The organism is Burkholderia sp. BCC1972, assembly GCF_905339605.1.
In the GTDB taxonomy this organism is placed as follows: Bacteria; Pseudomonadota; Gammaproteobacteria; order Burkholderiales; family Burkholderiaceae; genus Burkholderia.
Genome location: NZ_CAJPGH010000013.1, coordinates 179,802 through 194,347 on the forward strand (window position 1 = coordinate 179,802; position 14,546 = coordinate 194,347).

Sequence of the window (14,546 nt, forward strand, 5' to 3'; positions counted from 1 at the left end):
ATTGTTGTGACGGGACGGCGGCGCGGTTGCGCAGCCGTGTATCGGAAGGGACCGTGAGTGCCGGGCTCGGGCCCGGTCTGTCGAAACGTGAAGTGCCGCGAACGGCGGCGAAAGGCAGTTGATACGGTAGCGGCGGTGCCGCCGGCCGGTCAGCGCGCGAGCGCCGACACGCGTCCGTCCGGGCCGTAGACGCCGGTCGGCGCGGGGGCCGAGCGCAGTACCGCGAGCGCGCGCTCGTTGTAGTCCATCCGGATGCGGATCAGCATCCCGTTGTTCGCATTGGCCTGGCGCGCGCGTTCGGCGGCCTGCTGCAGCAACTGCCAGCGGCCGGCGAGGCGTGCATCGCGCTCGGCGGCCTGGTCCATGCCCTTCTTGCCGGCCGGAAAGCCGAGCGCGGAAAGCTGCGTGTCGCGCGTGCGTTCGAGCTGCGCGAGCCGGTCGATCAGCGCGCTTTTCCTTTCGACGATGCCGGGCAGCATCTCGAGCGGCTCGGCCGTCGTCAGCGCCTTTTCCTCGTAGACGAGCAGGGACGCGAACGCCTCGACCGTCGCGTGTTCGTCGTTGACCGTGGCCAGCAGCTCTTCTCTCATCGCGTCATGCTCGTCGCGCCGGTGCACGCGGTGGCGCGCGCCGGCAAACCGGTGGAACCGGCCGCGAGGCCGGCTTAGTTACCCTGCGGGCGCTGCTGCTGCAGCAGCTCGCGGGCAGTATTCAATACGCCGTCGGCAATCTTGTGCGCGTCGATCGTCAACGTGCCGTTGTTCAGCGCGTCCTTGATCGACTGGACCAGGCCCGTGTCGATATCGGCGCCGCCCGATGCGGATGCCGAACGCAACTGGCCGGACAGACCCGACAGGTTCACGGTCGTGTCGCCGCCGGTCGATCCAGCGTCGGCCGCCTGCGCGGACGACTGGGCCGCGCCGGATTGCGCACGGGACGCGCCGTTGCCGGTCGGCGCCAGGGGGCTCGGGTTCGGAGTGGAATCGATCTTCACGATGGGTTTCCTGTACGGTTTGACCCAGATAACGGCCGGGTCGGCCCGAACTTTAGCATCGCGAGCCCGAAATGCTCCGAATAAACAATTCTTTACACTCTTGCGGCTGAATCCGTCCCTATAGCGGAATTTCCACGGTGCCGGCGTCCTTGACGATCGCCGTGACGATCTGGCCCGCGGCCATCCGCACCCGCACCGACTGGCCCGGTGCCGCATTCGCGAGCACGCTGCCTTCGGCCGAAATCGTGAACCCGGGGCCGGCCGCGACGACCCGCACCGTCTGGCCGGCCGACACCGACGCCGCGCTCTTCAGCAGGTCCTGCCGCAGCGGCAGGCCGGCCGAGATGCGCGCGAGCGCGGTCGCGCCGATCGCCTGCGTCGGGTCGGTGATCACCGCGAGCGGCATGACCGTCAGGTCGCCGTCGCGGGCGACCAGGTCGGCCGCGGAGAGCGGCTCGCCGGGCGCGATCTGGCGCGCGGCGACGTAATAGGTGGCCTGCACGGCGACCTTCGCCTGCAGGTAGACGGTCCACGGCCGCTCGCCCGCGCAGCGCACGCCGACCGTCGTGCGGCCCCACAGGCGCGCGCCGGTCGGCAGGAACGGCTCGAGCGTCGTGCACGCGGCGAGCCCGCGCGGAAACGCGGTCGTGACCGTCGCGGTGGTCTTGCCGGGCAGGCCGGCGATCTGCTGCTGCAGGAACGCGAGGGCCGCGCGGCGGATCGTCTCGGGATCCTGCTGGCCGGGCGGCGTCGCGGGCTGGGCCGCGTTCGCGGAAGCCACCGCCGCGCGCGGCGCCGGTGCGGCTGGCGCCGCGCGGACCGCCGCGACGCGTGCGGCGGCGGCCGACGGTTGCGCCGGCCGAACGGGATTCGACGCGGGTTCGGCCGTGCCGGCGACGACCGTCGCGATTGCCGCTGGATCGGCTGCACGCTGCTGCAGGCTGGAGCCGGTGTTCGCGCGGGCGGCTGCATAAACGGGCGCCGGCGGCGGCACGGTCGTCACGACCATCGCGCCGGCCGGTTGCGCCGCGTAGCCGGTTGCGACCACGCCGGTCGCGGTACTTGCCGCCGACGCCGCGCGGCCCGTTTCCGGCGCGATACCCGCACCCGAAGCCGTTCCCGCATTCCCGCCGAACTGCCCGCCGCTCGCCGCGTTGGCGTGCGCGAGCGCGGTTTCGGCCGTCTCGCCGCGTCCGGGAATCACGATCATCCCGTCTTCCGCGTGCGCGGCCGGCGCGACGATCCACAGCGCCGCGGCGAGCGCAAACGCACGCCGGACGCGCGTGAGCCGCCCGTTCCTGCCGCGAAGTGCGCCGCCCGTCATCGCCGTGTCCTCGATCCGTTGATCCGATTCGCATTCTAGGGAGCCGGGCCGCCGCGCAAACGATGAATAGAGGGGGCCTTTGCCGCGTTATTCGCCCGATTGCCGGTTGCGTCCGGCGCCTACCATCGCTGTCATGGAAAAAAGCCTCTCGGGTCGCCATCCGGCGCGAGGGGCGTGCAGCGCTTCATACGGAGGGACGCACACATGCTGGACAAACTCGATGCGGAATTCGCGTTCGGCCGACAGGCGCTCGACGTGCGCGCCTACCGGCAGGAACTGCTGTCGTCGAACATCGCGAACGCCGACACGCCCGGCTACCAGGCCCGTGACGTCGATTTCGCGTCGACGCTCGCGCGCTCGCTGAAGCAGACGAGCGGCGGCCTGGCGCCGAGCAACGCCGCGCAGCTGCCGATGGCGCAGCCGGCCGGCGTGACGAACGGCATGTCGATGGTGTCGACGGCGGCCGGTCACATGGCCGGCACCGCGAAGCTGATCCCGACCGGCGGCCCGTCGGACGACTACGGCCGTGCGCAGTACCGGATGCCACTGCAGCCGTCGCTCGACGGCAACACGGTCGATCTTGACGTCGAGCGCGTGCAGTTCGCGAACAACGCGCTGCACTACGAAACCGGGATGACCGTGATGACCCAGCAGATCAAGGCGATGATCGCCGCGATCTCGACGAACTCGTAAGCGCAACCGAACCCGAGCACAAGCACCAGGAGCCACCATGCCTTCGTTGATGAACATCTTCGGCGTCGCCGGTTCGGCGCTGTCCGCGCAATCGCAGCGCCTGAACGTCACCGCGTCGAACCTCGCGAACGCCGACAGCGCCACCGGCCCCGACGGCAAGCCGTACAAGGCCAAGCAGGTCGTGTTCGCGACCGACCCGATCGGCGGTGCGCGCACCGCGTCCGGCCAGGGCGTGGGCGGCGTGCGCGTGACGAAGGTGATGGACGACCCGTCGCCGATGAAGTCGACCTACGACCCGGCGAACCCGGCCGCCGACGCGAACGGCTACGTGCAGATGCCGAACGTCGATCCGGTGCAGGAGATGGTGAACATGATCTCGGCGTCGCGCTCGTACCAGGCCAACGTCGAGACGCTGAACACCGCGAAGACGCTGATGCTCAAGACGCTGACGATCGGCTCGTAAGCCGCGCGTCCACCGACCTCACAGACCCGACAGACCCGACAGTTTCGACAGAAGGCCACCCAGGATGACTTCCTCCAGCACGACGATCGGCAGCAATGGCACGAACGTGTCGACCCTGCCGACCGACACGATGAACACCAACAACGTGTCGTCGACCAAAGGCACGTCGGCGAGCGACCTGCAGGCGACGTTCCTGAAGCTGCTCGTCACGCAGCTGCAGAACCAGGATCCGACGAGCCCGGTCGACAGCTCGCAGATGACGTCGCAGCTCGCGCAGATCAACACGGTGAGCGGCATCGCGCAGCTGAACACGTCGCTGACGTCGCTGTCGACGCAGCTCACGGCCGGCCAGCAGACGCAGGCGGCGCTGCTGATCGGCACGAACGTGCTCGCGCCGGGCAACGCGGTCGCGGTGAAGAGCGGCGCGGCGTCGCCGTTCGGCGTGTCGCTCGCGAGCGACGTGTCGAACCTGACGATCACCGTGAAGAACAGCGCGGGCGTCGTCGTCAACACGATCAACGCGGGCAAGCAGTCGGCCGGCACGGTGCCGTTCAACTGGACGCCGACCGACGCGGCCGGCAACGCGCTGCCGGACGGCGCGTACACGGTCAGCGCGCAGTACACCGGCACCGACGGCAAGGCCTACGCGCCGACCGTGCTGGCAGCCGCCACGGTGCAGAGCGTGATCAAGCAGGCGGACGGCACGGCGGGGCTGGTGCTGTCGAACGGTACGACGGTGGGGCTCACCCAGGTCGCGTCGATCTTCCCGAACGTCAAGACGTCGTCCACGACCGGCGACACCCCCACCAACTGATCGAGCTTTCTCGAAACGGAGACCGAAATGGGTTATCAACAGGGTCTGAGCGGCCTCGCCGGTGCCTCGAACGCACTCGACGTGATCGGCAACAACATTGCGAACGCGAATACGGTCGGCTTCAAGTCGAGCACCGCGCAGTTCTCCGACATGTACGCGAACTCGGTCGCGACGTCGGTCAACACGCAGATCGGCATCGGCACGTCGCTGGGGTCGGTGCAGCAGCAGTTCGGCCAGGGCACGATCAATACGACGAACTCGTCGCTCGACGTCGCGATCAACGGCAACGGCTTCTTCCAGATGTCGAACAACGGCGTGACGACGTACTCGCGCGACGGCACGTTCCAGCGTGACAAGAACGGCTTCATCGTCGATTCGCAGGGCCGTAACCTGATGGGCTATGCGGCCGGCGCGGGCGGCGTGATCAACACCGCGCAGACCGTGCCGCTGCAGGCGCCGACGACCAACATCGCGCCGACCGCGACGACCAAGATCACCGGCCAGTTCAACCTGAACTCGCAGGACACGGTGCCGACCAAGACGCCGTTCAGCGCGACCGACAGCACGACCTACAACTACTCGACGTCGATCCAGGTGTACGACTCGCTCGGCGGCTCGCAAGCGGTCAACATGTATTTCGTGAAGTCGGCAGCCGGCACGTGGGAAGCGTACGCGGGCGTCCAGGGCGGCACGACGACCGATCTCGGCACGGTCACGTTCGATACGTCGGGCGCGATCAAGAGCACGACGACGGGCACGCCGCCGGCGCCGACCGCTTCGGTCGGCCAGTTCCAGTTCACCGTGCCGAACACCGACGGCTCGGCAACGCCGCAGAGCCTCACGCTCGACCTGACCGGCACCACGCAGTACGGCGGCAAGGACGGCGTGAACAACCTCGCGCAGAACGGTTTCGCGAGCGGCACGCTGACGACCTATTCGATCGGCTCCGACGGCAAGCTGACCGGCAACTACTCGAACGGCCAGACCGCCGTGCTCGGCCTGATCGCGCTCGCGAACTTCAACAACCCGAACGGGCTGGTGAACCTCGGCGGCAACCAGTACGCCGAATCCTCGGCGTCGGGCGTGCCGCAGGTGTCGGCGCCGGGCAGCACGAACCACGGCACGCTGCAGGGCAGCGCGCTGGAAAACTCGAACGTCGACCTCACGTCGCAGCTCGTCAACCTGATCACCGCGCAGCGCAACTACCAGGCGAACGCGCAGACGATCAAGACGCAGCAGACCGTCGACCAGACGCTCATCAACCTGTAAGCGCGGATAACCGGCAGCCATGGACCGACTGATCTACACGGCGATGACGGGCGCGTCGCAGTCGCTCGACCAGCAGGCGATCGTCGCGAACAACCTCGCGAACGCATCGACGACGGGCTTTCGCGCGCAGCTCGCGACGTATCGCGCGGTGCCGATGAATTTCGGCGACGGCAGCAACATCGACCCGACGACGACGCGTACCTACGTGCTCGCGTCGACGCCCGGCGCGGATTACGCACCGGGTCCGATCACGCGCACCGGCAACCCGCTCGACGTCGCCGTGCAGGGCGCCGGCTGGCTGTCGGTGCAGACGGCCGACGGCAGCGAGGCGTACACGCGCGCCGGCAACCTGCACGTCGACGAGAACGGCCAGCTCGTCAACGCGAGCAACCTGCCGGTGATCGGCAACGGCGGCCCGATCTCGGTGCCGCCGAACGCGGAAGTGACGATCGGCAAGGACGGTACGGTGTCCGCGCTGATGCCGGGCGACCCGCCGACGGCCGTTGCGATCGTCGACCAGATGAAGCTCGTCAATCCCGATCCGGCCACGCTCACGCGCGGCAACGACGGGCTGTTCCGTACCGCCGACGGCAATCCGGCCGATGCCGACACGAACGTGGTCGTCACGCCGAATTCGCTCGAAGGCAGCAACGTCAACCCGGTGACCGCGATGGTCGCGATGATCGACAACGCGCGTGCGTTCCAGCTTCAGTCGAAGCTGATCCAGACGGCCGACCAGAACGAGCAGACGGCGAACCAGCTGCTCAACTTCAGCTGAGCGCCCGCGCCAGCCCAAGCAGGAGAATCGATAAATGAACCGTTCGCTCTACATCGCCGCCACCGGCATGAATGCGCAGCAAGCGCAGATGGACGTGATTTCGAACAACCTCGCGAACACCAGCACGAACGGTTTCAAGGCGTCGCGCGCGGTGTTCGAGGATCTGCTGTACCAGACCATCCGCCAGCCCGGCGCGAACTCGACGCAGCAGACCGAGCTGCCGTCGGGCCTGCAGCTCGGCACCGGCGTGCAGCAGGTTGCGACCGAGCGCCTGTACACGCAGGGCGGCCTCACGCAGACCGGCAACTCGAAGGACGTCGCGATCAACGGCGCGGGCTTCTTCCAGGTGCTGATGCCGGACGGCACGAACGCGTACACGCGCGACGGCTCGTTCCAGACCAACGCGCAGGGCCAGCTCGTCACGTCGAGCGGCTACCAGGTGCTGCCGGCGATCACCGTGCCGCAGAACGCGCAGTCGCTGACGATCGGCAAGGACGGCGTCGTGTCGGTCACGCAGCCGGGCTCGAGCAACGCGGTGCAGATCGGCTCGCTGCAGATCGCGACCTTCATCAACCCGACCGGCCTCGAGGCGAAGGGCGAGAACCTGTTCGCGGAAACGACGTCGTCGGGCGCGCCGAACGTGTCGCAGCCGGGGCTGAACGGCGCGGGCGTGCTCAACCAGGGCTACGTCGAGGCGTCGAACGTGAACGTCGTGCAGGAACTCGTCAACATGATCCAGACGCAGCGTGCCTACGAGATCAACAGCAAGGCCGTGACGACGTCCGACCAGATGCTGCAGACCGTCACGCAGATGAAGAGCTAACCGGAAAGTCCCGCCGTCGCCATGAAGCAGGTTCGCCTCCTCCCGTCAGCCCCCTTCCGCGCAGCCTGCGCGGTCGCGGTGGCGGCGCTCGCCGGTTGCGCGCAGATCCCGCGCGATCCGATCATCCAGCAGCCGATGACCGCGCAGCCGCCGGCGCCGATGTCGATGCAGGCGCCCGGCTCGATCTACAACCCCGGCTACGCGGGGCGGCCGCTGTTCGAGGATCAGCGGCCGCGCAACATCGGCGACATCCTGACGATCATGATCGCGGAGAACATCAACGCGACCAAGTCGTCGGGCGCGAACACCAACCGGCAGGGCAACACCGACTTCAACGTGCCGACGGCCGGCTTCCTCGGCGGGCTGTTCGCGAAGGCGAACCTGTCGGCCACCGGCGCCAACAAGTTCGCGGCCACCGGCGGCGCGAGCGCGGCGAACACGTTCAACGGCACGATCACGGTGACGGTCACGGGCGTGCTGCCGAACGGCAACCTCGTGGTCAGCGGCGAGAAGCAGATGCTGATCAACCAGGGCAACGAATTCGTGCGCTTCTCGGGTGTCGTCAACCCGAACACGATCTCGGGCGCGAACTCCGTCTACTCGACGCAGGTCGCCGACGCGAAGATCGAATACTCGTCGAAGGGCTACATCAACGAAGCCGAGACGATGGGCTGGCTGCAGCGCTTCTTCCTCAACATCGCGCCGTGGTGATGACGATGCAGACGACCCTGATCCACCGCCTGTCGGCGCGCACGCATCGCGCCGCGCGGCTCGCCGTCGCGTTCGTGGCCGCGGCCTGCGTGCTCGGCGCGGCGCCCGCGCAGGCGGAACGCCTGAAGGACCTCGCGCAGATCCAGGGCGTGCGCGACAACCCGCTGATCGGCTACGGCCTCGTCGTCGGTCTCGACGGCACGGGCGACCAGACGATGCAGACGCCGTTTACGACGCAGACGCTCGCGAACATGCTCGCGAACCTCGGCATCTCGATCAACAACGGTTCGGCGAACGGCGGCCCGTCGTCGCTGAACAACATGCAGCTGAAGAACGTCGCGGCCGTGATGGTGACGGCCACGCTGCCGCCGTTCGCGCGGCCGGGCGAGGCGCTCGACGTGACCGTGTCGTCGCTCGGCAACGCGAAGAGCCTGCGCGGCGGCACGCTGCTGCTCACGCCGCTGAAGGGCGCGGACGGGCAGGTGTACGCGCTCGCGCAGGGCAACATGGCGGTCGGCGGCGCGGGCGCCAGCGCGAACGGCAGCCGCGTGCAGGTGAACCAGCTCGCGGCCGGCCGGATCGTCGGCGGCGCGATCGTCGAACGCGCGGTGCCGAACGCGGTCGCGCAGATGAACGGCGTGCTGCAGCTGCAGCTGAACGACATGGACTACGGTACCGCGCAGCGGATCGTGTCCGCGGTCAACTCGAGCTTCGGCTCGGGCACCGCGACGGCGCTCGACGGCCGCACGATCCAGCTCGCGGCGCCGGCCGATTCGGCGCAGCAGGTCGCGTTCATGGCGAGGCTGCAGAACCTCGACGTGAGCCCGGACAAGGCCGCGGCGAAGGTGATCCTGAACGCGCGCACGGGCTCGATCGTGATGAATCAGATGGTCACGCTGCAGAGCTGCGCGGTCGCGCACGGCAACCTGTCGGTCGTCGTCAATACGCAGCCGGTGGTGTCGCAGCCGGGGCCGTTCTCGAACGGGCAGACGGTGGTCGCGCAGCAGTCGCAGATCCAGCTGAAGCAGGACAACGGCGCGCTGAAGATGGTGACGGCCGGCGCGAACCTCGCCGACGTCGTGAAGGCGCTGAACACGCTCGGCGCGACGCCCGCGGACCTGATGTCGATCCTGCAGGCGATGAAGGCGGCCGGCGCGCTGCGCGCCGACCTGGAGGTGATCTAAATGGCGGCGAATCTTCCGAACGCAAACGACCTCACGCAGCGCTTCGCGCTCGACGTGCAGGGTTTCGACGCGCTGCGCGCGCAGGCGAAGCAGTCGCCGCAGGCCGGCGCGAAGGCGGTTGCCGGCCAGTTCGACGCGATGTTCACGCAGATGATGCTCAAGAGCATGCGCGACGCGTCGCCGGACGGCGGGCTGCTCGATTCGCATACGTCGAAGATGTACACGTCGATGCTCGACCAGCAGCTCGCGCAGCAGATGTCGAAGCACGGGATCGGCGTCGCCGACGCGCTGATGAAGCAGCTGCTGCGCAACGCCGGTGCGGGCACGGGCAGCGACACCGCGGCCGACCTCGGCGCGGGCGGCATGGGCGGCATGGGTGCCGGCGGCCTTGGCACGGCCGGCAACGAAGGCAGCCTCGCCGCGATGAACGCGATGGCGAAGGCCTATGCGAACGCGGCGAACAACGGCGGGCTCGCCGGCGCGCGCGGCTACTCGGCCGGCAGCGCGCTGACGCCGCCGGTCAAGGGCGCGAGCGGCGTGCAGGACGCCGACGCGTTCGTCGACCGGCTCGCCGGCCCCGCGCAGGCGGCCAGTGCGACGACCGGCATCCCGGCCCGCTTCATCGTCGGCCAGGCCGCGCTCGAATCGGGCTGGGGCAAGCGCGAGATCCGCGCGTCCGACGGCTCGACCAGCTACAACGTGTTCGGCATCAAGGCGAACAAGGGCTGGACGGGCCGCACGGTATCGGCGCTGACGACCGAATACGTGAACGGCACGCCGCGCCGCGTGGTCGCCAAGTTCCGCGCGTACGACTCGTACGAGCACGCGATGACCGACTACGCGAACCTGCTGAAGAACAACCCGCGCTACTCGGGCGTGCTCAGCGCGAGCCGCAGCGTCGAAGGCTTCGCGCACGGGATGCAGAAGGCTGGCTACGCGACCGACCCGAATTACGCGAAAAAGCTGATCTCGATCATGCAGCAGATCGGCTGACGGCCAGCGCCCGCTTCGCTGAAGACGGGCGCCCGCCGCCATCCGTTTCCCCCCTCAGGACCGCGCCCGGCAGCCCGCCGCGCGCGGTTTCAACGTTTGCGCGAAAAAATTCGCCAATTCGATCTAAACTTTCGGTCAGCACTGCCGCTAAGTGTGAGAGACCTGCGACCGGGCCCGTGATCTGGCCCGGTTTTACTGCGCACCGGTTGCCCGGGCGCCCATGACAAGAAAGACCGGCTAGCCATGAATATCGAAACGTCGACGGACCCCAGCCTGGATGCAGGCCACTCCGGGCCCGACTATGCCCGCCGCAATCCGCTGGAAATCGGCGTGCAGCTGCGCAACCTCGTGAATCGCGGCGATTTCCTGACCGTCCAGTATCCGGGCGGCCAGCTCGTCACGCGCCTGCTCGAGGTCGATGTCGGCGCGCGGACGTTCACGTTCGACTGGGGTGCGCTGTCCGAGCAGAACGCCGGCATCCTCGGCGCGTCGCACTGCACGTTCGCGGCCTCGCCGGAGGGCGTGCGCGTCGAATTCACCACGGGTACGCCGCGCGAGACGCGCTACGAGGGGCTGCCCGCGTTCGTCGCCGATTTCCCCGACGTGCTGGTCTGCATCCAGCGCCGTGAATATTTCCGCGTCGATGCGCCGATCGTCGATCCGTTCCTGTGCCGCGGCAAGCTGCCGGACGGCGAGAGCTTCCTGTTCGAGGTGCACAACCTGTCGCTCGGCGGCGTGGGGCTGCGCACGGCCGACGAACGCGTCGAGGCGCTCGAGGTCGGCACGCTGCTGCCGGACGTCGAGCTCGAGCTGACCGGTCACGGCAAGCTGTCGCTCGACCTGCAGCTCGTGTCGCAGCGCTCGACGCAGATGCCGAACGGGTCGCGGCGCTACCAGCTCGGGTTCCGCTACATGTCGCTGCCGGGCAGCGCGGAAAACACGCTGCAGCGGCTGATCACGCAGCTCGAGATGAAGCGCCGCTCGCTCGCGCGGGCCTGACGCGCCCGCGGCCGCCGGCCTGGCCCGGCGCGCCCCGCGACCCTCCGCCGGCGCCACCTGCCGGACGGCTCGGCCCGCGCCGCGCATTCGCGCGTCGCGCGTGCATTTTTTCCTCAATTTTTCCCATCGGCGGCCGTTATACCGGGAGTCACGCAACCCGGCGGCCGCAGCGCGGCCGGCTCATCAGGATCGCGCATGTCCAACACACTCATGAACCTCGGCGTCAGCGGCCTGAATGCCGCGCTCTGGGGCCTCACGACGACCGGCAACAACATCAGCAACGCCGCGACGCCCGGCTATTCGGTCGAGCGGCCGGTCTATGCCGAAACGAGCGGCCAGTACACGGGCAGCGGTTACATGCCGCAGGGCGTGAGCACCGTCACCGTGCAGCGCCAGTACAGCCAGTACCTGAGCGACCAGCTGAACACCGCGCAGACGCAGGGCGGCGCGCTGTCGACGTGGTACACGCTCGTCGCGCAGCTGAACAACTACATCGGCAGCCCGACGGCGGGGATCTCGACCGGGATCACGAGCTACTTCACCGGGCTGCAGAACGTCGCGAACAACGCGTCCGACCCGTCGGTGCGCCAGACCGCGATCAGCAACGCGCAGACGCTGGCCAACCAGATCAACGCGGCCGGCCAGCAGTACGACGCGCTGCGCCAGAGCGTGAACACGCAGCTCACCAGCACCGTGTCGCAGATCAACACGTACACCACGCAGATCGCGAAGCTGAACCAGCAGATCGCGGCGGCGAGCAGCCAGGGGCAGCCGCCGAACCAGCTGATGGACCAGCGCGACCTCGCGGTGTCGAACCTGTCGGGCCTCGCCGGCATCCAGGTCGTGCGCAACGACAGCGGCTACAGCGTGTTCCTGTCGGGCGGCCAGCCGCTCGTCGTCGCCGACAAGAGCTACCAGCTCGCGGCCGTCACGTCGCCGTCGGATCCGAGCGAGCTGACCGTCGTGTCGCAGGGGATCGCCGGCGCGAACCCGCAGGGGCCGAACCAGGCGCTGCCCGATTCGTCGCTGTCGGGCGGCACGCTCGGCGGCCTGCTCGCGTTCCGCAGCCAGACGCTCGATCCCGCGCAGGCCCAGCTCGGCGCGATCGCGACCAGCTTCGCCGCGCAGGTCAACGCGCAGAACGCGCTCGGCATCGACCTGTCGGGCAACAAGGGCGGCAACCTGTTCACGACGCCGTCGCCGACCGTGTACTCGAACCAGGGCAACACCGGCAACGCATCGCTGTCCGTGTCGTTCGCGAACGCGTCGCAGCCGACGACGGGCGACTACACGCTGTCCTACGACGGCACCAACTACACGCTGGCCGACCGCGCGAGCGGTGCGGTGGTCGACCAGAAGGCGGGGCCGATGCCGGTCTCGCTCGGCGGGCTGAATTTCTCGACCCCGTCCGGCTCGATGAACGCCGGCGACAAGTTCACCGTGCTGCCGACGCGCGGCGTGCTGAACGGCTTCGGCCTCGCGACGACGAGCGCGTCGGCGATCGCGGCCGCGTCGCCGGCCGTCACGTCGGCGGCGGGCACCAACACCGGCACGGGCAAGATCACGCTGGCCGGCGTGACCGCGGGCTACCAGGTGCCGACGACCAAGCTGACCTACGACGCGACGGCGAAGACGCTGACGGGCTTCCCGGCCGGCACCACGGTGACGGTCGGCACCACGCCGCCGACGTCGGTCACGATCGGCAGCCCGACGGACACCGTCCCGTACGACCCGGCGGCCGGCGCGACGATGACGATGTCGGGGACGGCCGCGGGCGCGCTCAACGGCGTGAGCATCACGCTGACCGGCGCACCGGCGACCGGCGACTCGTTCACGATCGGGCCGTACGCGGGCGGCACCAGCGACGGCTCCAACGCGCTCGCGCTGTCGAAGCTGGTCAACGCGAAGGCGCTCGGCAACGGCACGGCGACGCTCACGGGCGCGTACGCGAGCTACGTGAACGGCATCGGCAATACGACGACCCAGCTGAAATCGTCGAGCGCCGCGCAGACCGGGCTGGTCGGCCAGATCACCCAGGCGCAGCAGTCGGTGTCGGGCGTGAACCAGAACGAGGAAGCGGCCAACCTGATGCAGTACCAGCAGCTTTACCAGGCGAACGCGAAGGTGATCCAGACGGCGGCGACGCTGTTCCAGACCGTGCTCGGCCTGTTCAACTGACCGGATTCGAGGAATAGAGGCGATGCGGATTTCCAGCACCCAGTTCTTCCAGCTGAACGTTTCACAAATGAACGACCAGCAGGCCCAGCTCGCGCAGCTGTATCAGCAGATCTCGAGCGGCGTGAGCCTGCAGACGGCGGCCGACAACCCGGCCGGCGCGGCGCAGGCCGTGCAGCTGTCGATGACGTCGGCGACGCTGTCGCAGTACGCGACCAACCAGAACGCGGCGCTCGCGTCGCTGCAGGCCGAGGACCAGACGCTGCAGAGCGTCAGCGGCGTGCTGACGAGCGCGCAGTCGCTGCTCGTGCGCGCCGGCGACGGCTCGCTGTCCGACAGCAACCGCTCGGCGCTCGCAACGCAGCTGCAGGGCTACCGCGACCAGTTGATGACGCTCGCGAACACCAACGACGGTGCGGGCAACTACCTGTTCGCCGGCACGAAGAATTCGGCGGCGCCGTTTTCGACGACGGCGAGCGGCAGCGTCGCCTACGTCGGCGACACGGGGACGCGCCAGGTGCAGATCGCCGATTCGAGCACCGTGTCGCAGGGCGACACGGGCGCGGCCGTCTTCATGTCGGTGCCGGGGATCGGCAGCTCGCCGGTGCCGTCGGCCGGCGCGGGCAACACGGGCACCGGCACGATCGGCACGGTCACGGTGACGAACCCGTCGATCGCGACGAACGGCCATCAGTACGCGATCACGTTCGGCGGCACGGCCGCCGCGCCGACCTACACGGTGACCGACAACTCGGCCAGCCCGCCGACCACCACGCCGGCGCAGGCCTATTCGGCGGGCTCGGCGATCGCGCTCGGCGGCGGCATGACGGTGGCCGTATCGGGCACGCCGGCCGCGGGCGACACGTTCGCGGTCTCGCCCGCGCCGCAGGCGAGCGGCGGCTCCGACGTGTTCTCGACGCTCGACGCGATGATCTCGGCGCTGAATACGCCCGTGACGGCCAATGCGGTGGCGGGCGCAGCGCTGAAGAACGCGCTGATGACGGGCTCGACCAAGCTCGGCAACACGATGCGCAACGTCACGACGATCCAGGCATCGGTCGGCGGCCGCGAGCAGGAAGTCAAGGCGATGCAGGCCGTCAACCAGACGGCGACGCTGCAGACGACCAGCAACCTGTCGGACCTGACCAGCACCAACATGGTCACGACGATCAGCCAGTACCTGCAGGTGCAGAACGCGCTGACCGGCGCGCAGAAGGCTTACGTGCAACTGCAGAACCTGTCGCTGTTCCAGTACATCAATCCTTGATGCACGGCGCGCCGGCGGCGATGTGAGCGCACGCTTGCATTACCGCCGGCGCGATCCGC

General features: G+C 68.7%; 15 protein-coding genes. 12 read left to right on the forward strand and 3 right to left on the reverse strand.

The annotated features are described in order from the left end of the window. Positions 1–149 precede the first annotated feature (149 nt). The 3 genes from U5798_RS20070 to flgA all read right to left on the reverse strand — a co-directional run bounded on the left by U5798_RS20070 (position 150) and on the right by flgA (position 2,318). Positions 150–590, reverse strand: coding sequence for a flagella synthesis protein FlgN (locus U5798_RS20070; RefSeq protein WP_034190345.1), 441 nt, complete (start codon positions 588–590; stop codon positions 150–152). Between the two features lie 74 nt (positions 591–664). Continuing rightward, positions 665–994 carry a flagellar biosynthesis anti-sigma factor FlgM gene (gene flgM / locus U5798_RS20075; protein WP_124456796.1) on the reverse strand — a complete coding sequence of 110 codons (330 nt, stop codon included), beginning with the start codon at positions 992–994 and terminating at the stop codon, positions 665–667. 118 nt (positions 995–1,112) lie between these two features. After that, on the reverse strand, positions 1,113–2,318 hold the full coding sequence (flgA, locus tag U5798_RS20080) for a flagellar basal body P-ring formation chaperone FlgA (protein ID WP_124456795.1): 1,206 nt from the start codon (positions 2,316–2,318) through the stop codon (positions 1,113–1,115). A gap of 204 nt (positions 2,319–2,522) precedes the next feature. Between flgA and flgB the strand changes: the two genes are divergently transcribed. From flgB to flgL, 12 genes are all read left to right on the forward strand, one after another. Next, positions 2,523–3,011 carry a flagellar basal body rod protein FlgB gene (flgB, locus tag U5798_RS20085; RefSeq protein ID WP_124456794.1) on the forward strand — a complete coding sequence of 163 codons (489 nt, stop codon included), beginning with the start codon at positions 2,523–2,525 and terminating at the stop codon, positions 3,009–3,011. A 37-nt stretch (positions 3,012–3,048) separates the two neighbouring features. Then, positions 3,049–3,474, forward strand: a complete 426-nt coding sequence (gene flgC, locus U5798_RS20090) for a flagellar basal body rod protein FlgC (protein ID WP_034190310.1) — start codon at positions 3,049–3,051, stop codon at positions 3,472–3,474. Positions 3,475–3,538: 64 nt separating this feature from the next. After that, positions 3,539–4,288: a flagellar hook assembly protein FlgD gene (locus U5798_RS20095; RefSeq protein ID WP_124456793.1), complete on the forward strand. Its 750-nt coding sequence runs from the start codon at positions 3,539–3,541 to the stop codon at positions 4,286–4,288. A gap of 27 nt (positions 4,289–4,315) precedes the next feature. Beyond that, positions 4,316–5,557 (forward strand): flagellar hook protein FlgE, encoded by a 1,242-nt coding sequence (flgE, locus tag U5798_RS20100; RefSeq protein WP_322082965.1) that lies wholly within the window; start codon positions 4,316–4,318, stop codon positions 5,555–5,557. Between the two features lie 19 nt (positions 5,558–5,576). Then, a complete protein-coding gene (gene flgF, locus U5798_RS20105) occupies positions 5,577–6,335 on the forward strand; it encodes a flagellar basal-body rod protein FlgF (RefSeq protein ID WP_124456791.1) in 759 nt (252 codons plus the stop codon). A 34-nt stretch (positions 6,336–6,369) separates the two neighbouring features. Next, positions 6,370–7,158 carry a flagellar basal-body rod protein FlgG gene (gene flgG, locus U5798_RS20110; protein ID WP_006477564.1) on the forward strand — a complete coding sequence of 263 codons (789 nt, stop codon included), beginning with the start codon at positions 6,370–6,372 and terminating at the stop codon, positions 7,156–7,158. 21 nt (positions 7,159–7,179) lie between these two features. Next, a complete protein-coding gene (flgH, locus tag U5798_RS20115) occupies positions 7,180–7,869 on the forward strand; it encodes a flagellar basal body L-ring protein FlgH (protein WP_124456790.1) in 690 nt (229 codons plus the stop codon). Between the two features lie 5 nt (positions 7,870–7,874). Then, positions 7,875–9,053 (forward strand): flagellar basal body P-ring protein FlgI, encoded by a 1,179-nt coding sequence (locus U5798_RS20120; protein ID WP_415859506.1) that lies wholly within the window; start codon positions 7,875–7,877, stop codon positions 9,051–9,053. Next, positions 9,054–10,046 (forward strand): flagellar assembly peptidoglycan hydrolase FlgJ, encoded by a 993-nt coding sequence (flgJ, locus tag U5798_RS20125; RefSeq protein WP_322082967.1) that lies wholly within the window; start codon positions 9,054–9,056, stop codon positions 10,044–10,046. 243 nt (positions 10,047–10,289) lie between these two features. Next, a complete protein-coding gene (locus U5798_RS20130; RefSeq protein WP_006477567.1) occupies positions 10,290–11,045 on the forward strand; it encodes a flagellar brake protein in 756 nt (251 codons plus the stop codon). A gap of 195 nt (positions 11,046–11,240) precedes the next feature. Beyond that, positions 11,241–13,223, forward strand: coding sequence for a flagellar hook-associated protein FlgK (gene flgK / locus U5798_RS20135; protein WP_124456787.1), 1,983 nt, complete (start codon positions 11,241–11,243; stop codon positions 13,221–13,223). 22 nt (positions 13,224–13,245) lie between these two features. Beyond that, a complete protein-coding gene (gene flgL, locus U5798_RS20140) occupies positions 13,246–14,487 on the forward strand; it encodes a flagellar hook-associated protein FlgL (RefSeq protein WP_124456786.1) in 1,242 nt (413 codons plus the stop codon). Positions 14,488–14,546 lie beyond the last annotated feature (59 nt).

Excerpts from the sequence above, each read along its gene's own strand:
- U5798_RS20070 (WP_034190345.1), bottom strand. The coding sequence starts at position 590 with ATGAGAGAAGAGCTGCTGGCCACGGTCAACGACGAACACGCGACGGTC.
- flgA (WP_124456795.1), bottom strand. The coding sequence starts at position 2,318 with ATGACGGGCGGCGCACTTCGCGGCAGGAACGGGCGGCTCACGCGCGTC.
- flgB (WP_124456794.1), top strand. The coding sequence starts at position 2,523 with ATGCTGGACAAACTCGATGCGGAATTCGCGTTCGGCCGACAGGCGCTC.
- flgC (WP_034190310.1), top strand. The coding sequence starts at position 3,049 with ATGCCTTCGTTGATGAACATCTTCGGCGTCGCCGGTTCGGCGCTGTCC.
- U5798_RS20095 (WP_124456793.1), top strand. The coding sequence starts at position 3,539 with ATGACTTCCTCCAGCACGACGATCGGCAGCAATGGCACGAACGTGTCG.
- flgE (WP_322082965.1), top strand. The coding sequence starts at position 4,316 with ATGGGTTATCAACAGGGTCTGAGCGGCCTCGCCGGTGCCTCGAACGCA.
- flgF (WP_124456791.1), top strand. The coding sequence starts at position 5,577 with ATGGACCGACTGATCTACACGGCGATGACGGGCGCGTCGCAGTCGCTC.
- flgG (WP_006477564.1), top strand. The coding sequence starts at position 6,370 with ATGAACCGTTCGCTCTACATCGCCGCCACCGGCATGAATGCGCAGCAA.
- flgH (WP_124456790.1), top strand. The coding sequence starts at position 7,180 with ATGAAGCAGGTTCGCCTCCTCCCGTCAGCCCCCTTCCGCGCAGCCTGC.
- U5798_RS20120 (WP_415859506.1), top strand. The coding sequence starts at position 7,875 with ATGCAGACGACCCTGATCCACCGCCTGTCGGCGCGCACGCATCGCGCC.
- flgJ (WP_322082967.1), top strand. The coding sequence starts at position 9,054 with ATGGCGGCGAATCTTCCGAACGCAAACGACCTCACGCAGCGCTTCGCG.
- U5798_RS20130 (WP_006477567.1), top strand. The coding sequence starts at position 10,290 with ATGAATATCGAAACGTCGACGGACCCCAGCCTGGATGCAGGCCACTCC.
- flgK (WP_124456787.1), top strand. The coding sequence starts at position 11,241 with ATGTCCAACACACTCATGAACCTCGGCGTCAGCGGCCTGAATGCCGCG.
- flgL (WP_124456786.1), top strand. The coding sequence starts at position 13,246 with ATGCGGATTTCCAGCACCCAGTTCTTCCAGCTGAACGTTTCACAAATG.